Annotated in this window: 22 protein-coding genes; 6 read left to right on the top strand and 16 right to left on the bottom strand. The window is 57.2% G+C overall.

Annotated elements, in window-relative coordinates; translation table 11 throughout:
- Positions 1 to 509: 509 nt before the first annotated feature.
- Entirely contained in the window at positions 510 to 884 is a 375-nt protein-coding gene (locus PY649_RS33370; RefSeq protein WP_285873303.1) for a winged helix-turn-helix transcriptional regulator, read from the bottom strand.
- A 102-nt stretch (positions 885 to 986) separates the two neighbouring features.
- Here PY649_RS33370 and PY649_RS33365 point away from each other — a divergent pair, with 102 nt between their 5' ends.
- Complete coding sequence (locus PY649_RS33365; RefSeq protein ID WP_285873299.1) at positions 987 to 1397, top strand: DoxX family protein; 411 nt, start codon at positions 987 to 989, stop codon at positions 1395 to 1397.
- A gap of 395 nt (positions 1398 to 1792) precedes the next feature.
- On the opposite strand, the gene PY649_RS33360 is transcribed toward PY649_RS33365, so the two are convergent.
- Complete coding sequence (locus PY649_RS33360; RefSeq protein WP_285873297.1) at positions 1793 to 2437, bottom strand: TetR/AcrR family transcriptional regulator; 645 nt, start codon at positions 2435 to 2437, stop codon at positions 1793 to 1795.
- Positions 2438 to 2544: 107 nt separating this feature from the next.
- Here PY649_RS33360 and PY649_RS33355 point away from each other — a divergent pair, with 107 nt between their 5' ends.
- Positions 2545 to 3438, top strand: coding sequence for an MBL fold metallo-hydrolase (locus PY649_RS33355; RefSeq protein WP_285873296.1), 894 nt, complete (start codon positions 2545 to 2547; stop codon positions 3436 to 3438).
- Positions 3439 to 3471: 33 nt separating this feature from the next.
- Here the strand turns inward: PY649_RS33355 and PY649_RS33350 are convergent, their stop codons facing one another.
- The 10 genes from PY649_RS33350 to PY649_RS33305 form a co-directional block, all read right to left on the bottom strand.
- A complete protein-coding gene (locus tag PY649_RS33350; protein ID WP_285873295.1) occupies positions 3472 to 4911 on the bottom strand; it encodes a Glu/Leu/Phe/Val family dehydrogenase in 1440 nt (479 codons plus the stop codon).
- Positions 4912 to 5012: 101 nt separating this feature from the next.
- Entirely contained in the window at positions 5013 to 6641 is a 1629-nt protein-coding gene (locus tag PY649_RS33345) for an electron transfer flavoprotein-ubiquinone oxidoreductase (RefSeq protein ID WP_285873294.1), read from the bottom strand.
- A gap of 54 nt (positions 6642 to 6695) precedes the next feature.
- On the bottom strand, positions 6696 to 7328 hold the full coding sequence (locus PY649_RS33340) for a dimethylsulfonioproprionate lyase family protein (protein WP_285873293.1): 633 nt from the start codon (positions 7326 to 7328) through the stop codon (positions 6696 to 6698).
- 88 nt (positions 7329 to 7416) lie between these two features.
- Entirely contained in the window at positions 7417 to 8166 is a 750-nt protein-coding gene (locus tag PY649_RS33335) for an SDR family NAD(P)-dependent oxidoreductase (protein WP_285873292.1), read from the bottom strand.
- A 72-nt stretch (positions 8167 to 8238) separates the two neighbouring features.
- Entirely contained in the window at positions 8239 to 9183 is a 945-nt protein-coding gene (locus PY649_RS33330) for an electron transfer flavoprotein subunit alpha/FixB family protein (protein WP_285873291.1), read from the bottom strand.
- A 23-nt stretch (positions 9184 to 9206) separates the two neighbouring features.
- Positions 9207 to 9968 carry an electron transfer flavoprotein subunit beta/FixA family protein gene (locus PY649_RS33325; RefSeq protein WP_285873290.1) on the bottom strand — a complete coding sequence of 254 codons (762 nt, stop codon included), beginning with the start codon at positions 9966 to 9968 and terminating at the stop codon, positions 9207 to 9209.
- Between the two features lie 21 nt (positions 9969 to 9989).
- Positions 9990 to 10736, bottom strand: coding sequence for an amino acid ABC transporter ATP-binding protein (locus tag PY649_RS33320; RefSeq protein WP_285873289.1), 747 nt, complete (start codon positions 10734 to 10736; stop codon positions 9990 to 9992).
- A complete protein-coding gene (locus PY649_RS33315) occupies positions 10729 to 11829 on the bottom strand; it encodes an amino acid ABC transporter permease (protein ID WP_285873287.1) in 1101 nt (366 codons plus the stop codon). The genes PY649_RS33320 and PY649_RS33315 overlap by 8 nt, the downstream gene beginning before the upstream one ends.
- A gap of 10 nt (positions 11830 to 11839) precedes the next feature.
- Positions 11840 to 12967, bottom strand: coding sequence for an amino acid ABC transporter permease (locus PY649_RS33310; RefSeq protein WP_285873284.1), 1128 nt, complete (start codon positions 12965 to 12967; stop codon positions 11840 to 11842).
- A gap of 92 nt (positions 12968 to 13059) precedes the next feature.
- On the bottom strand, positions 13060 to 14109 hold the full coding sequence (locus tag PY649_RS33305) for an amino acid ABC transporter substrate-binding protein (protein WP_285873282.1): 1050 nt from the start codon (positions 14107 to 14109) through the stop codon (positions 13060 to 13062).
- A 181-nt stretch (positions 14110 to 14290) separates the two neighbouring features.
- Here PY649_RS33305 and PY649_RS33300 point away from each other — a divergent pair, with 181 nt between their 5' ends.
- Positions 14291 to 14638: a RidA family protein gene (locus PY649_RS33300; protein ID WP_285873279.1), complete on the top strand. Its 348-nt coding sequence runs from the start codon at positions 14291 to 14293 to the stop codon at positions 14636 to 14638.
- A 53-nt stretch (positions 14639 to 14691) separates the two neighbouring features.
- Here the strand turns inward: PY649_RS33300 and PY649_RS33295 are convergent, their stop codons facing one another.
- The 4 genes from PY649_RS33295 to PY649_RS33280 form a co-directional block, all read right to left on the bottom strand.
- Positions 14692 to 15948 carry a glycerate kinase type-2 family protein gene (locus PY649_RS33295; protein ID WP_285873277.1) on the bottom strand — a complete coding sequence of 419 codons (1257 nt, stop codon included), beginning with the start codon at positions 15946 to 15948 and terminating at the stop codon, positions 14692 to 14694.
- Positions 15949 to 16223: 275 nt separating this feature from the next.
- Positions 16224 to 17444 carry an NAD(P)/FAD-dependent oxidoreductase gene (locus PY649_RS33290; RefSeq protein ID WP_285873302.1) on the bottom strand — a complete coding sequence of 407 codons (1221 nt, stop codon included), beginning with the start codon at positions 17442 to 17444 and terminating at the stop codon, positions 16224 to 16226.
- Between the two features lie 8 nt (positions 17445 to 17452).
- Entirely contained in the window at positions 17453 to 18262 is an 810-nt protein-coding gene (locus PY649_RS33285; protein ID WP_285873275.1) for an NAD-dependent epimerase/dehydratase family protein, read from the bottom strand.
- Positions 18263 to 18335: 73 nt separating this feature from the next.
- Positions 18336 to 19100, bottom strand: coding sequence for an HpcH/HpaI aldolase family protein (locus PY649_RS33280; RefSeq protein WP_285873273.1), 765 nt, complete (start codon positions 19098 to 19100; stop codon positions 18336 to 18338).
- Between the two features lie 126 nt (positions 19101 to 19226).
- Here PY649_RS33280 and PY649_RS33275 point away from each other — a divergent pair, with 126 nt between their 5' ends.
- Genes PY649_RS33275 through PY649_RS33265 form a run of 3 tightly spaced genes read left to right on the top strand, consistent with a single transcriptional unit; the run spans position 19227 to position 21715 of the window.
- Complete coding sequence (locus tag PY649_RS33275) at positions 19227 to 20111, top strand: 2-hydroxy-3-oxopropionate reductase (protein WP_285873271.1); 885 nt, start codon at positions 19227 to 19229, stop codon at positions 20109 to 20111.
- A gap of 12 nt (positions 20112 to 20123) precedes the next feature.
- The gene (locus PY649_RS33270; protein WP_349644460.1) at positions 20124 to 20930 is read left to right on the top strand and encodes a shikimate dehydrogenase family protein; all 807 of its coding nucleotides are present in this window, start codon (positions 20124 to 20126) and stop codon (positions 20928 to 20930) included.
- Entirely contained in the window at positions 20927 to 21715 is a 789-nt protein-coding gene (locus tag PY649_RS33265; protein WP_285873269.1) for an SDR family NAD(P)-dependent oxidoreductase, read from the top strand. Before PY649_RS33270 ends, PY649_RS33265 begins: the two co-directional genes overlap by 4 nt.
- Positions 21716 to 22162: the final 447 nt, after the last annotated feature.

The following is a 22162-nucleotide window of genomic DNA, read 5'->3' as shown; positions in this document are numbered from 1 at the left end:
GATACGCTCGGGAGTGATGGCGAACGAGCTCCTGCACGGCATCGGGATGTTATGCGTGCCACCCATGTGCGGCGAGCCAACTGATCCGCAGCGGATGGTCGGGTTGTTTATGGATGGGTTACGCTATCGTTCCGACAAAGCTGTCGAATAACATCATCGTTCTGCGATGAGCGATGCAAAATGGACTGCTTGTGTCGACATAATGAGCGACCGATCGCATGATGCGCTCCTCGTCCTCCGGCGCGGTCGCTCTGCCGTGCCGCACCGGCCCTCAAAAGCCGATCACTCCGAGCCAGCCGCCATGTTCAGCATCACCCAAAACGAACAAGCCCGGCTTAGGGCGTGCGCGTGTCGCATTCGAAACTAGGCGGCCACTTGATCCCTATTCTCGTCAGGACGGGGTCAGACGTTCTGATACGGGGCCGGTTAAAGGGTCCTAATGCTTATTCAAGGAAGAGATTTGAAGAATCGTCATGTTGAGAGCAAGCGCGGGAGATTGATGGTGCCGCTCAGGCGTTCTTCCTTGCATCGAACGAACGTTGTGCGGCCTTGATGGCCGACTGATGGGCCATGGCCCATTTTCCTAGAGCCTCAACGGGTGCCCGCAAAGAGTGTCCAAGTGGCGTCAACTCATAGTCCACTCGCGGAGGGATCGTCGGAAATACCGTTCGGGTAACAAGACCGTCCCGTTCCAATCCTCGTAGGGTAATCGTGAGCATGTGCTGTGAAATACCAGCCACGTCGCGCTTCAGCTGGTTAAACCGCCGTGGCCCATCACGCAACAACATGACGACGAGCACGCTCCACTTATCTCCGACGCGCGCAAGGACTTCGTTAATGCCTGCGCATTCCGCTGGATGATGTGGGATCCCCCCAATGGTCATATCCGTTTGACTGAGTAAGGAAATTTTGCCTTCTTGCGCGCTCATGTCGGTCAGCTATTTTAACTTAGATAAAAATTTATACCATCAAAGTGAAGGTAAGTCATGATGCAAATTTCGAACTATCCCGCCTCGAACCGAAGCTCGAATATCACCGCCTGGATCCTTCAGGTTCTACTCGCTCTCGCATTTGTTGCTGCGGCCGGAGCTAAATTGGCCTCGGTGCCGATGATGGTTGAGAGTTTTGAGCAAATAGGATTGGGCCAGGCATTCCGTTATATCACGGCAGCCGTGGAGATCATCGGTGCACTTGCTTTATTAGCACCGCGCGTGAGCGCTCTCGGCGCCCTTTGGCTGGCGGCCACGATGTTCGGCGCTACAATAGCGCACTTGGTACGGTTGCATACATCGCCGGCGCCGGCTCTTGTTCTACTTGCTCTTTGTCTTGTTGTGGCTTGGCTGCGCCGCGAGCAAATCGGACTTCTGCTCGCGGATCTTCGCGATTTTCTGAAGTAAGAACTCCCAACGTCATACCTCTTTGAAATTGCACGAGGCAATTGATGCGATTGGCTGAAGGCCTAATTTCATTTGTTCCGGCAGGTTGGCTTTGGACCCGCAGTTTGGTCCCAGTCACCATATGGCAACGACGATGAAAAGCATGGCTTTCGCTCGTGATCGCACGCTCACGCAACGGGGCATGGCTAGGAAACGAAGCGTGCCCCGCGGCTCATCAGGTTCAGGCCCTGGCGGCGCATCGCAACAGTTGTGTAATTGTCGACGATATTTGGCTCGCGATCTCTGGGCCCTCTTGGCCCGCACAGAGGAATGGTGGCTCAACGCCTCTTCGTAGCCGATCGATCGGGATTGCGACGCTGTCGCATCTCGCCGGACAAGACCGTCAGTATCACCTCTTAGCTTCCGGAAACGCCGCTTTGGTGCGCGGCGAGATAGGAGCGAAACATAATTGTGAGCTGTTTTTCAGCTTCCCTACCATCGGCGGGGGCCAATACCCGGTGACAGAAGGCCGGAACCGTTCCGAAAAGCGCCGCCGTCAGGGTTTGAGCGACCAGATGCGGGTCGGCATACTGGGCGTCAATCGCACTAGCCAGCGCAGCTCCGATTGCTGTAACGCTTCTCCGAGTAGCCATGTCGATTAACGCCCGAGCGTCGAGTTCCAAGGAGATGCGATAAAGGGCCGGAGAGACCTCTGCTTGCGCCATCTGCGCCCGAAGATAAGCTTTCACCACAGCCTCTGCGAGCTCGTCGGCTCTGGCGGTGAGGTTTTCGTCGCAAGCTTTTTCAATTGCGGCTGCTAGCACGACGAGGTGTCGCTCCAGAACCGCGAACAGCAACGCCTGCTTGTTCGGGTAATATTGATAGAGAGTGCCAACCGAAACGCCGGCTCGGCGCGCCACACGCGTGGTGTTCAATCCGATCAGTCCATCGCTCGACAAAACCTGAATGGTTGCTTCGAAGATCGCGTCCACGGTGGCGATGGATCGCTCCTGACGCGGTGATTTTCGGGGGTTTAGTAATGGTGACAAGCCGTTTTCCATAAGCGAATCCAAAACCTGAGAGATTCTTCATATATAACATAGGTTCCCACCGTTCCACGATCAATGCGGTTCACGTCGGGAGCGGCCAATATTAACGGGAGACCAATATGTGCATCGCATGCTTTATGCAGACCAAGCATCAAACAACGGCAGCAAATCTGGGGCGGCCGATCAGTTCGTCAGCCATGGAGGCTTTGATCGACAAGCCTGGACCGATCGAGGTTGAGACCATCCCCAGCGCAGATTGGGTGGCTCCTCTTTCCGGATTGCTCAATCTCAAGCACCCCACCGCCGTCAAGGCCGGTCTGAAGGATCGGGAGGAGCCGATAGAGATTTATACCCATCTTCTGCGGCATCCGGTCCACGGCGCGTTCATGATCGATACCGGCGTCTCGAAGCGCTTCGTGCAGGACCCCAAAGCGGTCGGGGTGGGCATGGTGATCCGGAAGTTCGCGAAACTCGACCGGATGAAGGTGCGCAACGAACCCCTGTCAGCAGTCCAGTCGAAGGGCGTTCCGCTCAAAGGCGTGTTCATGACGCATCTTCACTTCGATCATGTTTCCGGCATGCCGGATATTCCGCTCGACATACCCTTCTATACCGGGTTTGGCGAAGCCAATACCAAACAGTTACAGAACCTCTTCGTCCAGGGGATGGAAAACAAGTTCTTCGAAGGCAGGCCGGCCATTCAGGAATTTCAATTCGCCAAGGATCCAAATGAAAAATTCGATGGCGTCATCGATGTTTTCGGGGATGAAACGCTCTTCTCCATCTTAACGCCCGGGCATACTGCCGGCCATGTTTCCTTCGTGGCCCGCACAGCTGACGGTGCGGTCCTTCTTACCGGTGACGCCTGTCACACACGCTGGGGCTGGGATCACGGGGTCGAACCGGGAAGCTATACGTTTGATCGGGCAAAAGAACAGAGAAGCTTGCTCGCTCTAAAGGGTTTGAGCGAGCGTCACCCTAATATGGTCGTTCGGCTAGGCCACCAGCCGTAGACTGCCAGCCAACGGCAACCTCGTTTTCAATTGCTAAATCCCGATAGCCTTATAAGCCTCGGCGATGCGGTTCAGCGCTATGCAATAGGAAGCCGTTCGGAAATCCTTGACATCCGGACGGGATGCGAGGGTGGATGAGATCTGGTCGTAAGCGGCCCTCATCACGTCCTCCAGCCCCGAGCGGACAAGGTCGATCTCGCTGCCGCCTTCAAGAAACTCGTCTCGCATCGCGGGTGGAAACGACTGACCTGTCATGGTTTCCAGCGCGCTGGCGATATTGACATTTCTTCGCTCCCTTCTGCGACGCTCCATCAATCCGAAGGGAATATGCGTAATGTTCTTAACCCACTCGAAGTAGCTCACGATCACGCCACCTGCATTCACGAACAGGTCTGGCAGTATAACAGTGCCCTTGGAATACAGGATGTCTTCCGCTTCGAACGAGATCGGACCGTTGGCCGCCTCCGCGATCAGCGACGCCCGGATGAGATGAGCGTTCCTTCTTGTAATAACGCTTTCCATCGCAGCCGGGATAAGAATGTCGCAAGGTGTGGTGAGCCCTTCGGCACTATCAGCATGGCTCTCTGCACCTGCAAAGCCAAGTATTGAACCGTAAGCCAAATGATGGTGCTTCAGCGCTTCGATATCGAGCCCCGACGGGTTCAGCACATATCCGTCGCGTTCAATTACGCAAATAATTTTTGCACCGTCCTCTTCGCTAAGAAATTTGGCGGCGTGGTAGCCGACGTTGCCGAAGCCCTGAACCACGACAGTCATTTTTGAAAGATCCCGGTTGCCGCTGATCCCGCCCCTTCTCTCGTCGCGAAGATAGGAGTGGATGGCGTACTGAACGCCCCGGCCAGTTGCTTCGGTGCGGCCCGCGATCCCACCTCTCGAGAGGGGCTTGCCCGTCACGCAAGCGTTGGCATTGGTGATGTCTGAAGGACCCGTTCGGCGATACTCGTCCGCCATCCAGGCCATTTCGCGTTCGCTTGTGCCCATGTCCGGAGCTGGAACATTCTGACCGGGCGAAATGAGGTTTCGCTTCGCCAGTTCCTGTGTGAATCTGCGGGTGATACGCTCCAGCTCATGCACGTCCCATTCCTTGGGATCGATCCGAAGCGCGCCCTTCGAACCACCGAAGGGCACGTCCACCAACGCGCATTTCAAACTCATAAGAGCCGCTAGAGCCTCCACCTCTTCCGCGTGGGCGCCGGGGTCGTATCGTATACCTCCCTTGACTGGTTCGACGTGCTCACTATGGACAGAGCGCCAGCCAACGAAACTGAACATTTTTCCGCGCAGGCGTACCCCGAAGCGAACGGTATAGGTCGAGTTGCACTCCCGGATCCTTTGGGCCAGCCCATCTGACAGGCTGAGGTGTTCGAAAGCCCTGTCGATATATGTTCCCACGCTATCGAGGAACGTCGGCTCGAGTGTAGAATCCACGTCAATTTTGGGGTTCACGGTCATAGTCTTATCCTCCTTGATGTCCGCGAGCTATTTTCGGCGCACAGATGTCCGCTCGGCCTGGCGTCGATCCTGGCTGCTAAAATCAGCTCTGATTTTCAATTTCACATGTTCGGGTACACGGGCCCCTCGCCGCCCTGGGGCGGGACCCAGTTGATGTTCTGGTTCGGATCCTTGATATCGCAGGTCTTGCAGTGGACGCAGTTCTGGGCGTTGATGACGTAGGTGTCCTTGCTGTCCGTCTCCACCCATTCGTAGACGCCGGCAGGACAGTAGCGGGTCGAGGGACCGGCGTAGATGTCGTGCTCGGACGACTTCTGCAGAGCCATGTCCCCGACCCTCAGATGTACCGGCTGGTCTTCCTCGTGGTTGGTGTTCGACAGGAACACCGAGGAGAGACGGTCGAAGGTGAGAACGCCGTCGGGCTTCGGATAATCGATCTTCTTGTGCTGTGAGGCAGGTTCCAGCGAGGCGGCGTCGGTCTTGCCGTGGCCGAGCGTGCCGAAGAAGGAGAAGCCGAACAGCGTGTTGGTCCACATGTCGAGACCGCCGAGGCCGATGCCAACGAGCGTGCCGAACTTCGACCAGAGCGGCTTGACGTTGCGGACCTTCTTCAGGTCCTTGCCGATATCAGTCTTGCGCCATTCGGTCTCGATCTCGGCGACCTCGTCATTGGCGCGTCCCGCTTCGATCGCGGCGGCGATCTTTTCCGCCGCGAGCATCCCGGACAGCACGGCATTGTGGCTGCCCTTGATGCGAGGAACGTTGACGAAACCGGCCGAGCAACCGATCAGCGCGCCGCCCGGGAAGGTCAGCTTCGGCACCGACTGGTAGCCGCCCTCGGTGATGGCACGAGCGCCGTACGACAAGCGCTTGCCGCCCTCGAAGGTGGTGCGGATCGCTGGATGCGTCTTGAAGCGCTGGAATTCCTCGAAGGGGTAGAGGTAGGGATTCTTGTAGTTCAGGTGCACGACGAAGCCGACGGCGACCATGTTGTCTTCGAGGTGATAGAGGAACGAGCCGCCGCCCGCCGCCATGCCGAGCGGCCAGCCGAAGGAGTGCTGCACGAGGCCCTGCTTGTGGTTTTCAGGCTTGACCTGCCACAGTTCCTTGATGCCGATACCGAATTTCTGGGGCTCGCGATCCTTCTGCAGATCGAACTTGGCAATGAGCTGCTTGGCGAGCGAGCCGCGCACGCCCTCCCCGATCAGTACGTATTTGCCGAGCAGTTCCATGCCGCGGGTAAAGTTCGGGCCGGGTTCGCCGTTCTTCTCGATGCCCATGTCGCCGGTGGCGACGCCGATGACAGCACCCTCGTCGTTATAGAGCACTTCGGTGGCGGCAAAGCCCGGATAGATTTCGACGCCGAGCGCTTCCGCGTGGCCCGCCAGCCAGCGACAGACGTTGCCGAGCGAGACGATGTAATTGCCGTGATTGTTCATCAGCGGCGGCATGGCGAAATTCGGCAGGCGGATCGAGCCGGCGGGGCCGAGCAGCAGGAAGTGATCGTCCTTGACCTCGGTCTTGAAGGGATGATCGCTCTCGCTGCGCCAGTCCGGCAGCAGGCGGTCGATACCAACAGGATCGACGACGGCGCCCGAGAGGATATGCGCGCCGACTTCGGCACCCTTCTCCAAGACGACGACCGAAAGATCCGGATTGACCTGCTTCAGGCGGATCGCGGCCGACAGGCCGGCCGGCCCACCGCCGACGATCACCACGTCGAATTCCATTCTTTCGCGTGCAGAAACGTTATCCAATATTCTACTCAGTCCTGTCTGTTGTGATTACCGCCGTACATCTTCGATTTTGCATCGAACTGCCAACAGAGGGTCTCGCGTGTATCTCATCGCAGACTTGCTTCCGGCTTCGATCACAGCGATCGAACCAGGTGTCACCGCGTTCCACGCTCCGTCCCCGATTGAGATCTGCGCCGACGACAGGAAGAGGAAAATCTGCCGCTCTGAGGCGGCACGATCAGGAGAACGGCAATACGGCTCGGTGAGCGTGAGACTTATTTGGACGTCGTCTCTATCTTCAAGCCCTCCCGGCCCAACGATCATCGCACTGCCGTGGCCAATCGCATAGTTTGCGCTGGCAAACGGGCCGGACCGTCCTTTGGTCCAGATCAGCATTGGTGACATCAGAGAAAGCGCTTCGACCATTCTCGTGAGCTGTCGATCACGTTTTCCTGCCAATTCCAGTGCGCTCCACCAAGCCTCCGGCTGAAGGACGTCGTCAGCACCGCCCGCCCGTAGCATCCCGATGCGGTGCAGTCTGGAATAGATTTGCCCAGCAACGAAGCTGGCCATGTCCGGTGCAGTGGCCGCAAGGAGAAGCTCACACAGAGCATTCGCGAACGACTGCACAGGAGCGGGTCGAGCATTGGGCGCTCGGAGACCGAACTCAATTTTTCTCATAGCCCTTCCCCCATGTTGTTGGGGAAACTCAGGCGATAGCGCGCTGTATGACTGCATCTTCGATCCTTTGCGATCGTTCAAGGTGCAACTAGATGAGGCCGCCGTTCACATGAAGAGACTGGCCAGTGATGTACGACGCGTCTTCCGACAGCAGGAATTCGATTGCAGCTGCAACGTCCTTGGGCTGTCCGGCTCGTTTCAACGGAATACGCGCGAGATTTGCTTCGAGTTCTTCATCGGACACGCTGTCCTCCGATCCACTCGGCTTCCGGACAAAACCGGGTACGACGCAATTTACCGTCACCCCGTGGTCAGCAAAATGCATAGCAAGGCTTCTGACAGCTGTTTCAACAGCCCCCTTTGATGCGGCGGACATAGGGAACTGCCTGATGTCAGTGCGAAAGACGTGGGACGTGAAGCTTCCCACTGCGACTATACGTCCTGAATCGGAGTGCTTCAGCAATGGCGACGCAGCTCTCGCCAGCGCAAAGAGGCTGTAGACATTGCCCTTGAAGGCATAATCGAGATCATCGACCGTGCCTTCCTCAAACGCCTTCAGGATTGGAAATCCTGCGTTGGCTACCACGCAGTCCAACTGTCCCCACTGAACTCGCGCTGCGTCCACCAGGCGCGACCCAAAGGAGGCGTCGGTCAGATTGCCGAGCAGAGTAACAGCCTCGGTTCCCGCCGCACGAACTTGGTCGGCAATCTCTTCGAGGGCGGAGGAAGACTTTCTGGCGTGGAGGACGAGCCCCCTATACCGGCCAGCCAGCCTCAAGGCGGTGGCAGCGCCAATCCCGGAAGATGCGCCTGTTACTATGGCAATTCGGCTAACCATGCCTGTTTCCTCCTTCGACCGCCCCCGGTCGAGAACATGATTGCGTGCAGCAGGTCGAGCCTGCCGCCGCAACTAAATAGTCCGCGCCAATTCGGGCAGGGCTTCGAAAATGTCCGCGACGAGGCCGTAATCGGCGACCTGGAAGATTGGCGCTTCCTCATCCTTGTTGATGGCGACGATGACCTTCGAGTCTTTCATGCCGGCGAGATGCTGGATCGCGCCGGAGATGCCGCAGGCGATATAGAGCTGCGGGGCGACGACTTTGCCAGTCTGGCCGACCTGCCAGTCGTTCGGGGCATAACCGGCATCGACCGCGGCGCGGCTTGCGCCGACTGCCGCTCCGAGTTTGTCGGCAACCGGAAGGATGACCTCTTTGAAATTCTCGGCCGAACCAAGCGCCCGCCCACCGGAGATGATGATCTTGGCCGAGGTCAGTTCCGGACGGTCGGAGGCGGAAACCTCTTCAGACACGAAGGAAGAGGCATGGGAAGAAAAGGCTACCGTCGGGACCTTCTCGACGGTAGCAAAGGGGCCTTGGGAGGCCTGGGAAAAGGAGGCGGTGCGGACGGTTATAACCTTCTTCGCGTCGGTTGCCTGCACTGTCTGGATGGCATTGCCGGCATAGATCGGGCGCTTGAAGGTATCCGACGAGATCACCTCGATGATCTCCGAGACCTGGGCGACATCGAGCAGCGCGGCCACCCGCGGCAGGACGTTCTTGCCGGTCGAGGTCGCAGCCGCGATGATCGTGTCGTAGCTGCCTGCCAGCGAAACGATCAGGTCGGAGAGCGGCTCGGCCAGATTGTTGGCGAGTTCGTCGCTTTCGGCGAGCAGAACCTTGGAGACGCCTGCGAGCTTGGCAGCCGCATCGGCGGCAGCCTTGGCGCCCTTGCCGGCGACCAGCACATGGACGTCGCTTCCCTGATCTTTGGCGATCTTGGAAGCCGCCGTCAGTGCCTTGCCGGTCTGGTCGGAAAGGGTTGCGTTGTCGTGGTCAGCCAAAAGAAGAATGGCCATGGTCGTGAATCCTTTCTCGAACCTTAGAGGACGCCAGCTTCGACTTTAAGCTTTTCGACAAGCTCGGCGACCGACCTGACCTTGATGCCAGCCTTGCGGCCGGACGGCTCTTCGGTCTTCAGCACCTTGATACGCGGCTCGGTGGAGACGCCGAAATCATCAGGTGTCTTCTTGTCGAGCGGCTTCTTCTTCGCCTTCATGATGTTCGGCAGCGAGGCATAGCGCGGCTCGTTGAGGCGAAGGTCGGTGGTGACGACAGCCGGTAGCTTGACGTCGATCGTCTGCAGGCCGCCATCGACTTCGCGGGTCACGGTTGCCTTGCCCCCCGGGCCACTGGCTTCGATCTCGATCTTCGAGGCGAAGGTCGCCTGGGCGAGCCCAAGGAGGGCGGCGAGCATCTGGCCAGTCTGGTTCGAGTCGTCATCGATCGCCTGCTTGCCAACGATGATCAGGCCGGGCTTTTCAGCGTCGGCAACGCCCTTCAGGATCTTGGCAACAGCGAGCGGCTCTAGCGTCTCGTCAGTCTCGACGAGAACGGCGCGGTCGGCGCCCATGGCGAGCGCGGTGCGCAGCGTTTCCTCGGCCTTGGCCGGACCGATCGAGACGACGACCACTTCCTCAGCCTTGCCGGCTTCCTTCAGCCGCAGAGCCTCTTCGACGGAGATCTCATCGAACGGGTTCATCGACATCTTCACGTTGGCGAGCTCAACACCCGTGCCATCCGGCTTGACGCGAATCTTCACGTTGTAATCAACCACCCGCTTCACTGGGACAAGAATTTTCATGACATGCCTCTCAAGTCGATATCAATGAGCCAGGATCTGGCTCAAGAAGAGCTTCGTGCGGTCGTTTTTCGGATTGTCGAAGAACTCCGAAGGCGGCCCTTGTTCTATGATCTCGCCCTTGTCCATGAAGATTACGCGATCGGCGACCCTGCGGGCGAAGCCCATCTCGTGGGTCACGCAGATCATCGTCATGCCCTCTTCCGCAAGTGAAACCATCACGTCCAGAACTTCAGAAATCATCTCCGGATCAAGCGCTGATGTTGGTTCGTCAAAGAGCATCACCGCAGGGTTCATGCACAGTGAACGTGCGATAGCCACGCGCTGCTGCTGACCACCGGAAAGCTGCCCCGGGTACTTATTGGCTTGCTCCGGAATCCTAACCTTTTCCAAGAACCGCATGGCGGCCTTGTTAGCTTCGGCCTCAGACACCTTCCTCACTAGCATTGGCGCGAGCGTGCAGTTCTCGAGCACGGTCATATGCGGGAAGAGGTTGAAATGTTGAAACACCATCCCGACTTCGCGACGGATCTCATCGATGTTCTTGATGTTGTCATCGAGTTCGGTCCCGAAGACCGAGATCGTTCCGCGCTGGTGCTCTTCCAAGCGGTTGATGCAGCGGATCATCGTCGACTTGCCGGACCCCGAAGGACCACAAACAACGATTTTCTGACCTTTCGCGACGCTCAGATCCACATCCTTAAGGACGTGAAACTCGCCGTACCACTTGTTGACCTTTGACAGAGTTACTGCTGCGATCCCGTTATTCATGACCAACCCTCATGCGCTTCTCCAGGTAGACGCCATAGCGCGACAGACTGAAAATGAAGACGAAGTAGATAAAGCCCACGAAGACGTAGACTTCGATGTAGTAAGGCGCCCACTCCGCGGTACCAAAAGCGGCCTGGGCCGACGCAAGCACGTCAAAGAAACCCACAATCGTGATCACCGACGTGTCTTTGAACGTCATCACGAATTGGTTGATCATCGCGGGAAGCGAATTGCGAAACGCCTGCGGCAAGATGATCCGAGACGTGCGCTGCCAATAGTTCAGGCCAAGGGACTTTGCTGCTTCGTCCTGGCCCGCTGGAATGATCTGCATCCCTGCGCGAATGTTCTCAGCCTGGTAGCAAGCAAAAAAGAGTGCGAACGCCGCAATCACACGGGTGAGCTTGTCTCCCTGGAGCCACTCGGGCAGTGCGAACGGTATGATGAGTGCTGCGGAGAACAAAATGGCGAGCAGAGGAAGGGCGCGAATCCAGTCAATCAGTATCGTCGACATCTTCCGGACCACGGGAAGTCTCGACTGCCGCGCCAACGCTAGAACAATCGAACCCGGCATTCCGATGAGACAAACTGATACGAAAATATAGACGGTGAGAGAGAGGCCACCCCAGCGATCGGTAGGCACAACGCTCAGGCCAAGGACTCCACCACGCATCAGGCCGTAAAAGACAATAGCTCCAATGCCCCACACGAGGGACAGTCTTAGCAAGGTCCATAGTGCCGGAATACAGGAGAGAAAGACAACGAGCACGATTACACCGCATGCCGTTGCCGAACGCCAGTGCTCCTCATAGGGATAAAGACCAAAGAGGATGATCCGCGATCTGGCGTAGATGACAGACCAACAGGCTCCAGTAATCCCCTGGCATCCCTCGGCGGTCGGCGATGTCCAGACGCTGTTGACGAAGGCCCAGCTTCCGACAGCATAAATGATCCACGCAAAGAACGACAATCCCGCGATCGTGGTGACCGTACTCAGGACGCCGTTGAACAGGTTGATCCGGATCCAGCCGGCCAGCGACACCGATGGCGGAGCCAGTTCGACGACCTGGGGAGTTTGAAGGTTGATGATGGTCATGTTGGTTCCCTCAGTTGCCCTTCAAGGCCATCCTGCGGTCGAGCCAGTTCATTGCGAAACCGATTGAAAGGTTCACCGCAAGGAAGCCGACCATGAGCAGGGCAAGCAGTTCCAGGGTTTGGCCGCTCTGGTTGATAGACGTCGAGATCACGAAGAAGAATTCGGAGAAACCAATCGCGATGCCAAGAGTCGTCGATTTCATCACCAGGGTATATTGATTGGAAAGGCTTGGCAGCATGGCGCGGATCGCAAGCGGAAGCTGGATCCGCGAAAAGATGTGGAACGGCTTCAATCCGAGCGAACGAGCAGCTTCGGTTTGCCCCCTGCGAACGCTCATGAAACCAGAGCGAACAACTTCACCGATGTAGGCGCCACCGTAGAGGCAGATAGCGAATACCAATGCGCACAGTTCGGGCTGAAGAACCGCTCCACCACGGATGTTGAGGCCCGCGAGCTGAGGAATGTCGATCGGCTTTTCCTGTCCAATTGCACCAAGGAACGCGATTACGACGATAGCCGAAAGCCCGATGAGCAGAGCCTGCCTACGAGAGAGATTTGCCTGGCCCAGAGTACGACGCTTGAGTGCTATGGCGACGATAGTCGCTAGTCCGATCGCGAGCATGGTCCAGTTAGACCAGGTCGCAAGGTCGAGCGTCGGCCAATATAGGCCGCGGTTGCTGAGGAAAAGCAATCCGCCGACCTGCAGCGCCTGGCGCGGGTGCGGCAGGTGCCCAATGATCTGGTACCAGAAGATGATCTGCAGGATCAGAGGAATGTTGCGGAAGAAGTTGACGTAGGTCGCACCGATCGTCCGAAGAAGAAAGTTCGGGGAAATGCGGGCAAGTCCGATCAATCCACCGATGACCGTCGCACCGACGATGCTTAGCAATCCTGAAAAGATAGTGTTCAGGAGGCCGATCAGGATGACGCGTGCGTAGGTATCACTGATCGAGTAGTCCAGGACGCTGTAGGATATGTCCCATCCTGTGCTGCGGCCCAAGAACCCGAAACCGCTTACCATGCCCTGCGCCTGAATGGCGAACCGTATCCGCAGAATACAGTAGACGAGCGCGATCGCGACCCCGGAAACGAGCGCGGCCTGCGCGACCATGTCTCTGGTTTTTTGATTGTTCAACATTGCTTCTATCCGATTTCGGAACCACACATCATCCGTGTATGACGGGGCGATCCAGTGGACCGGAGCCTTTGGGCTCCGGTCCTTCAGAGAGATCAATCAAGACCTGCAGGATACAAGACCCCGCCATTGCTCCAAAGATTGTTCAGACCGCGTGGCAGCTTGTACGGAGAGCCTTCGCCGAGGCTGCGGTCGTAGATTTCCTTGGAGTTGCCGACGAGCTTGATGACCTTGTAACCCCAGTCGTCCGGAAGGCCGAGACGCGAGCCGTATCCGGGCGTCACGCCGAGGAGCTTGGCGACGGTTTCGTCAGCAGGCTTGGCCTTCATTTCATCGACGTTCTTCGAGGTAATGCCATACTCTTCGGCAAGCCATGTCGTGAAGAAGGTCCAGTTCACGATATCCAACCACGGATCGTCGCCCTGGCGGACGACCGCAGCTTCAGCTTCGAGTGCGAGGTTATCCGGGAGAATGATGTGGTCTTCAGGCTTCGGCGCCGCCAGTCGAGCCGTAGCAAGGTTCGGACCCCACTGAATGAAGCTGTCGCAACGACCGCCGAAGTAAGCGGCGCGAGCTTCCGTCGTCTTTTCGAAGGTGATCAGCTTGACGTTGACGCCAACGCGCTTGAAGTAGTTTGCGGCCTGGCGTTCAGTGCTTGTTCCGGCTTCGACGCAGGCGGTGCCGCCTTCGAGGCCCTTGACATCGCTTACGCCCAGCGACTTGGGAACCATCACCTGGGTCAGGCCCAGGAAGTAGGGTACGGAGAACTGAAGACCCAGTTCGGTGTCGCGGCTCATGGTCCAGCCAGTTGCCTTGATGACGACGTCGAGCTCTCCAGATTGGAGCGAGGGGAAGCGCTGGGCCCAGGATACGGGCAGGAATGCGACCTTCGACGGATCACCAAAAACGGCAGTTGCCACTGCACGGCAATAATCGACGTCGAAGCCCTTCCAGTTACCCTTGTCGTCCACTTCAGCGAAGCCTTCGAAGCTGCCGTTGTGTCCGGTGCAAGCGAGATGACCTCGAGCCTGCACGGCCTTCAGTGTGTCACCGCTAGCGGCGGCTGCTGCATGAGGCAGCAGCACCGTGGCGGCGAGAATGCTCAATGCGGATGCGGCCGAAGCCAAAACCTTCTTCGTTCTCATTTCACGATCCCCTGTGAGGTTAAAACTCATCTGTGTGAGCGAGGTCAGTAAACTTCCTCACAAAAGAGATGTCAACGGTCATCATATCTATTTTGCACTGTGCGACCATTTTTGCTATGGTAGGCGTGACACTGTTAGTTGTCATCATATCTCTTGCTGGAAAAATATAGGATAAAATCGGATGAGTGACATTGAACGCTTCGAATTCGACACGCGGGTTCATCATGCCGTAAAGCACAACGGCCTGATCTACCTCACGGGCCAAGTAGCCACTCCCGGCAAATCGGCTGGAGAGCAAACAACTGAAATTCTTGGGAAAATTGATCGCCTTCTTGCGCTCGCAGGCTCCGACAAGACGAAGATCCTAAACGTCATCCTTTGGCTCGATGATCTCAGGGACTTCGATGAAGTCAACAAGGTCTGGGACGCTTGGGTGGTGAAAGAGCACGCGCCTGCGCGATCCACAGGTCAGGCTCGGATGACGAAGCCAGGCATGCTTGTCGAGATTATCGTGACCGCTACGGTCTGATCACTAACCCAAGAAATCGAAAAGGCGGGGCCAAACCCCGCCTTTTCGACTACCTAGCTGATCAATATTGCCCGGAAGTCGTTCACGTTTGTGAGCGTCGGGCCGGTTATGATCTGATCTCCTAGTGCATCGAAGAAGGTGTGCGCATCATTTCGATCGAGGAAGTCATTCAGGTCCATTCCCTTTGTTTGAGCCCTGCCGGTGGTATCGGGACCGATCACTGCCCCTGCAACCTCCTCGATCCCATCTATGCCGTCGGTATCGGCGGCAAGTCCAAATATCTGAGCGTTGGCCCCGAGGTGGGCGCAGAGGGATAGAAGATATTCAACGTTTCGCCCACCACGGCCATTGCCGACGACCTTGACGCTCGTTTCCCCGCCTGACAGCAGGACTTTTGGCCCCTGCCCTAAATATTGAAGGGCCAATTCCGCATGCGCCTTCCCAAGCTCACGAGCATCGCCTTCGAGATCATCACCCAGAATAATTGGCCTGACGCCATTTGCCTGAGCGCGCTGCGCTGCAGCCTCCAACGCCATCTTTGGTGTGGCTATCATTCGCCAAGTCGCGCGAGCGAGGCGATCGTCATCTGGCCGCGGGCATTCGGCGGACGGACAATGCAAATGACGCTCAACATCGCTGGACACAGAGATTCCATACCTGTTCAGGATATCCAATGCATCGGCAGCGCTAGTTTCCTCTCCGAATGTTGGGCCGGAAGCTATCACTTTCGGATCATCGCCTGGCACGTCGGAGATAAGCAGAGTGATTGACCGCGCTGGCGCAATCCGGATCCCTAGTCGTCCACCCTTAATCGCCGACAGGTGCTTGCGAACGCAGTTGATCTCAGAGATCGTGGCGCCGGACTTTAGCAGCACCGCGTTGATCGACTTCTTGTCTGCGAGACTAAGACCAGGCGCTGGAAGACTGAGCAGGGACGAACCTCCTCCTGATATCAGCACGAGCACAAGGTCATCCGCATCAAGTCCGGTGACCATCTCCAGAATGCGTTTGGCAGCCTCCTCGCCAGCTGCGTCCGGAACCGGATGCGCAGCTTCTACAATTTCGATCATTTCGCAGGGAACCGCGTGGCCGTATCTCGTCACCACGAGACCCGTCATCGCGACATCTGGCCAATGCGTTTCAACTGCCTTGGCCATTTTTGCCGATGCCTTACCCGCGCCGATGACGATCAGGCGTCCGCTGGGCTTATCGGTCAGGTGACGAGCTACTTGCGATGCCGGATCCGCAGCCTCGAGTGCACTCTCGAACAAGGAGCGAAGAAACGCCTTGGGATCAAGCCGCCAATCCATATTTGTCTCCAGTTTATTCCGATAATGAACGTCTCGAAGAAGGCCAAATTTCTAGATGCGCACGACGGCAACAGGTGCAATGGATCGCGAGCCCTTCCCGACCATCAGTCGGCACGTCGAAGGATTCACTCACCGAAATGGAGGCGCTGCGATCCTGCTTACTGAGGCTATCCGCCTGCCGTTGAGGCTGACATTTCCAGCAGTGGTCCTGTCGCAGGATTTGGCCAGATGCGGGCGAGAAGGTTCATCGTCCATATCTTCTCGCCCCTATCCCATCAGATAACTGCCTTCTCGAGGAACGGTTCGTTACGACGAATCCGTCCGAAACCCAGAGGCGAGAGATCGAGCGTACGGAACTCGCCGTAGGTTAGGAGTTCGCTCAGGCCACGGCCGACTGCAGGCGACTGTTGCAAGCCATGCCCGCTAAAGCCGTTTGCGAAGAGGAAGTTTTCCACCTCATCGTGGGGTCCGACGATCGCGTTGTGATCCAGAGTGTTGTAGTCGTAATGGCCTGCCCAACAATTCTCCATCTTGATGGCTTCGAACTGAGGGATCCGGTGAGCCATGTTAGGCCAGATCTGCTCTTCATATTCGTTGTAGGCCACGTCGAAATCGTTTGGATCGATCGCGACGTCGGGGTCAGGAACGCCGCCGGAAAGGAACATCGAACCTTCCGGGCGGCAGAAGACGCCAGATGGATCGATGACGTTCGGCATCTTCTGCGTAATCGGCGTGCGGCAGGAGAAGATGAAGATGCTTCGGCGACGCGGTTCGACCGGGATTTCCAGATCAGCCATCCGAGCGATGCCGGGGCCAAAGTTGCCTGCGGCATTGACAACACGGCCGCACGCAATCTTCTCACCGGATTTGAGGGTGACGTGCGAGATGCGATTTCCCTCACGCACCACGTCCACGACCTCGTTGTCCACATACTCGACACCGAGCGAACGGGCCCGCTTGCGGAAACCCTGCAGAAGACCGTAGCTGTCGAACCAGCCTTCCCCGGTTCGCCCCCAGCTTCCTCCGGCCAGGTCTTCAACGTTGATGAACGGGAATCTCTCCTGGATTTCTCCAGGAGTTAAAAGCACCGTGTCTGCGCCGTTCGCCTGCTGAATCTCAGCGTTCTCCCGAATGATATCCAAGCCTGCGTCCGTCGCGCAGAAGAGGTAGCCATTTTCGTGAAATCCGATCTCGGGAGCCTCGCCGTCGACTTGCACGTTGTCATGGAAGTTTCGAATGAACTCCACGCCGAACTGCGAAATCTTGACGTTGATCGGATTCGAGTATTGCTGACGAATTGCGCTCGTCGAGAGCGTCGTGGCGCAGAATTTGTAGGTAGAATCCTTTTCGACAACCAGCACAGTGCCGTTGAAGTCCGGATTCATGGCGAGGAAATATGCTGTCGAGCTCCCGCTGACAGCTCCGCCGATAATGACCACATCATAGTCGCTGCGCTGCGGCTTGGGTGACAATCTTCCGAGGGTAGAGGCCTGCATCGGTTCGCTCACTTATCTTCGAAATGGCCGGCGACGACGAAAGAACCGCCCTGATAGGTGATCGCGGTGTCGTCGTGGGGCGGCTTCTTGACGTTCTCTTCCAGGTAAGGGCGCTGATCTTCCGCATTATCCCTCGGCTTGTAGCCCATGTACCCGACCTTGGAATTGTCCCAGAAGCTCTGGTCGTTGTTGGAGCAGCCGAAAATGATGGTGTGATCAACTTTCGGGACGATGAGGCTGCGCTCGACCAAGTGCCGCAAGTCGTCGAAGCTCAGCCACGTGGACAGCATCCGCCAGTCAGCAACCTTCGGGAAGCTCGAACCGATCCGAATGGAGACGCTTTCGACCTTGAACTTGTCGAAATAGTACTGAGCAAGCCCCTCGCCGAATACTTTCGACACGCCATAGAGGCTATCGGGCTTGGTGACGCAGTCCGGCTCCAATACGTCCGTCCGTTTATGGTAGCCAATGGCGTGGACAGAGCTGCCCCAGATGATGCGCTTGACCTTGTTTTGCCGAGAGGCTTCGAACAGGTTGTACATCCCGACGATATTGCCCTGAAGGACATTATTCCATGTGTCTTCCTTCGACGTGCCGCCCATATGGACGATCGCGTCCACATCCTTCGTGGCCTCCAGGACCTTTTCGAAATCTGCGAGATCGAGGACCGCAAGCTCCTCGTTGTCGCCTTCCAAATCTATCGGCCTTCGGCTGCTGAGACGCAGTTTGTTGCAGCGCTCGCGCAAAAACGGTCGCAGCTCTTTACCGAGGTTGCCAGCAGCACCAGTCAAGAGAATTCTGTTATACAAGATCGCCATTCCCGATTGTCTCCATCCACGCAGCACTGCCGCTGATCACCGTAAAAATTCCAAGAAGAGGGCGCTCGTATTGCTACGAGGCTGATTTGAACTGTGCTGCCAGACTGTCTGCAGCGTTCACGAGAAGTCCCAGATCGCTGCCGACTGCTACCATGCGGGCTCCCCATTCGATGTAACGACGCGCATCGTCCGAGCGCGGTGCAAGAATGCCCGTGGAAACGCCTTCCTTGATCGACACAACTGAGTTGATTGCTTCCTGAACATGGCCGGCAAGGGGATTTCCCATCGCTCCGAGGTCGGCGGACAGGTCGCCGGGACCGACGAAAATAGCGTCGACGCCGTCGATCGCCGCAATGTCCTTTGCCGCCTTCACGGCGACACCCGTTTCGATCTGTAGCGCGAGGAAGATCTCTTCCGTGGCGCGAGCATGATAACCCTTCACCCGGCCATATTGGTTCGCTCTCTGCGAGACGGAAAAACCGCGGATACCCTCCGGCGCATACCGCGTCGCTGACACGATCGCCCGGGCTTCTTCAACGGACTGCACATTCGGGAACATCAGAGAGCGGATGCCAATATCGAGATAGCGCTTGATCGTAACCGGGTCGTTCCCGGGAATGCGAACCACGACTTCACAATCAAAGGCGCCTGCTGCCTGATGTTGCGCCAAGACCGAAAGGAGGTCGTTGGGGCTATGTTCAGCGTCGATAAGAAGCCAATCAAAGCCAGATCCGGCAACCACCTCGGTCGAGATGGAGCTGCCAAGCGAACACCACAGGCCCACCTGTAGTTCACCGCGCTCCAAAGCCTGCTTGAGCGGATTGACAAGATTTCCCATACGGCCTCGCTGTGTTTCATCTTTACTCGCACGAAAACATATGACATACCTCAAACACCGTCAACATGGTAATATCTCCGTGCGACGATAACATATCACTCTTCTGTAAAAAGTGGGAGAAATGCCTTGAGGATTGGATTTATTGGCCTAGGTGTCATGGGTTCTCCGATGGCCGCACACTTGGCTGCCGCGGGTCACGCCGTGATCACATCACTTAATCGTTCGCCGCTGCCCACAGAGCTTTCCGAGGCCGGAATACAGGTGATGGCCACCCCTGCAGAGGTCGCTCGCGCTGCAGACGTGATTATCACTATGCTCCCGAACACGCCCGATGTTGATCGTGTTCTCTTCGGAACGAACGGTATCTCCGAAGGACTTTCTGCCGGCAAGCTTGTTATCGACATGAGCTCGATCAGCCCCACTGCGACAGAAGAATTTGCAGCAAAGATCTCGGCAGCTGGCTGTGACTACATCGATGCGCCCGTCTCGGGCGGTGAGGTCGGAGCGAAAGCGGCATCCCTGACGATCATGGTGGGCGGCAAATCCGCAGCGTTTGAACGCGCGAAGCCGCTGTTCGAACTGATGGGCAAGAATATTACGCTGGTGGGCGAAAAGAGCGGGTCCGGTCAGATCTGCAAGATCGCAAATCAGATGATTGTCGCCATGAATATAGAGGCTGTTGCGGAAGCCCTGGTCTTTGCAAGCAAGGCGGGATGCGATCCGGCAAAGGTGCGCTCCGCATTGATGGGCGGTTTCGCTTCGTCTCGAATCCTTGAGGTTCACGGCGAGCGGATGATTAAAAGAACCTTTGCTCCCGGGTTTCGCATCAAGCTCCACCAGAAGGATCTGGCGCTCGCTCTCGAAGCAGCGCAGGCACTCGGAGTGGCCTTGCCAAACACATCGTCGTGCCAACAGCTCTTCAGCAGCGTTGCCTCCCAAGGTAAGCAGGACGAAGATCATTCGGGTCTTGTGCAGGCGCTCGAAGCCCTTGCATCGCACACCGTGGCCTAGAAAGGTGCATCTATGATAACGGGAAAATCTTCAGTCTACTTTATGATTTCCAATCCGATCGATCACGTCAAGTCGCCGGGGATGTTCAACAAGCTTTTCGCGGACGAGGCAATCGACGCCGTGATGGTTCCTATCTGCGTTGAAGCAGATCGGTTTGACACAGCCTGGGATTACTTCAAGGCGATGACTAACCTCAAAGGCATCATCGTCAGCGTCCCGTTCAAGGCAAATGCCGCGAAAGCCGCTGACGTGCGAAACCCGCGTGCCCAGCGCGTAGGGACAGCCAATGCTGTCATCCGGGATGCCGATGGGCGGTTGCGTGCCGACAACTTCGACGGCGCAGGCTTTCTTGAGGGCATGCGGCGGAGCGGGCACCAACTGTCCGGAAGGAAGGTTCTTCTGGTTGGAGCGGGTGGTGCGGGCGCATCGATCGGCTTCTGCATCGCAGAGGCGGGAGCCACCCACCTGACGATCCATGACATCGATCCCAATCGCGCTGGCGATCTCGCGGCACGGATTTCGGCGGAGTTCCCGAAATGCCGGGTCGAGGTCGGTGAGCCCAATCCCGAGGGCCACAATGTAATTATCAATGCGACCCCGATCGGCCTAAAAGCAGACGACCCGATGCCGTTGCAGGCCGACAAGCTGGACGCCTCGATGACGGTCGTCGATATCATCATGGACCCGAAGGATACGGCCTTGCTCCGCCACGCCAAAAGCTTGGGTTGCCCGGTACAATACGGCCAACCAATGATGGATTGTCAGATGGAGCTCCTTGGCGAGTTTCTTCGCGTCCGGGAGCAAGGAGACCACAAGTGAGTGACAAGGTATCTGTAGTAATTGGCGGGACCAGCGGTATCGGCAAGGCAATCGCCCTGCGATTTGCCGCTGAAGGTGGCGTCGTCGTGGTGTCTGGTCGCAATGTCGCGAGGGGCGAAGCGGTTGCCGATGAGATCGCGCAGCGCGGCGCACGCGGAAAGTTTATGTCCTGCGACGTGAATGACACGAACTCAGTTGCCGATTTGCTTTCCGGCGTAACGCGGGAGTTCGGTACGCCGACTATTTTGGTGAACTCCGGCGGAATTCTCCAGAGCGGGACGCGTGTGCTCGACCAAGATCTGGAAGAAAACCAGAGGCTCTGGGAAACCAACTACAATGGCACCCTGCGGGCATGCCAGCTTTTTGGCCGAGCGATGAAGGAAGCCCGCAAGGGCGCGATCTTGAACATCGGTTCTCTTGCAAGCTTTGCGCCACTTTCCCTTCCGGCGTACACCGCAGGGAAAACCGCCATTCTTTCGCTTACGCAGATGCTGGCGGCGGAACTCGGTCCATTCGGTGTTCGCGTCAACGGAGTTGCGCCGGGCTACACGCTCTCGGATGGTCTCAAGGATAAGATTGCTCAAGGCCTGCGAAATCCTGAGGAGATCAAGGCGACAACTGCTCTGCGCGCATTTGTTGAACCCGAGCATGTCGCTGAAGCAGCCTGGTTTCTATGCTCCGAGAAGGCTGCATCGATCACAGGTGTAATGCTTCCTGTCGACGCCGGTTGGCTTGTTCAGGCGCCCTACGGCTCGTACATGCGAGGCAATCCGATCCGCGATTGATGACGCGTTGCAAGCGGCTCCGCTGCTTCATCGTGAGCCGCGGAGCTGGAACACTTCATCCGAAGATAGAGCTCGGTCCCGCTGGAGGCCGCCAGGAGTGATCAGTTCGACACTCGCCTTGCATTGCATCGAACGGACGATGAGGCCCTTTTCCACGGCTGCGACGGCAATAAGGGCATTTCGCTGCGTTCCAGCGTTGGAGCGGAGTCAATTTTGCCGCGGGTGCCGAGCGAGTTCGTTTCGCGGACGGTTCACGGAACGCTCGGAGTAGTCTAGGTCAAGGCACCAACGACGCCCATCGGAATGATGCTGGCAATTTTGCCTGTCCTACGCAGCCCTCTGAAGAATTAGAGCGCTTCATGTTTTGTTTGAAGCATATCCAGCATTGACAAGATAATTGGTGCACTCGTCTGGACCGATGGTCTGGACGAGTGAGCCGAGATATCG

Source organism: Rhizobium mayense (assembly GCF_030272705.1).
In the GTDB taxonomy this organism is placed as follows: Bacteria; Pseudomonadota; Alphaproteobacteria; order Rhizobiales; family Rhizobiaceae; genus Rhizobium; species Rhizobium mayense.
Note: the sequence above shows the minus strand (reverse complement) of the source record. Positions and strands in the feature narration are given on the sequence as shown.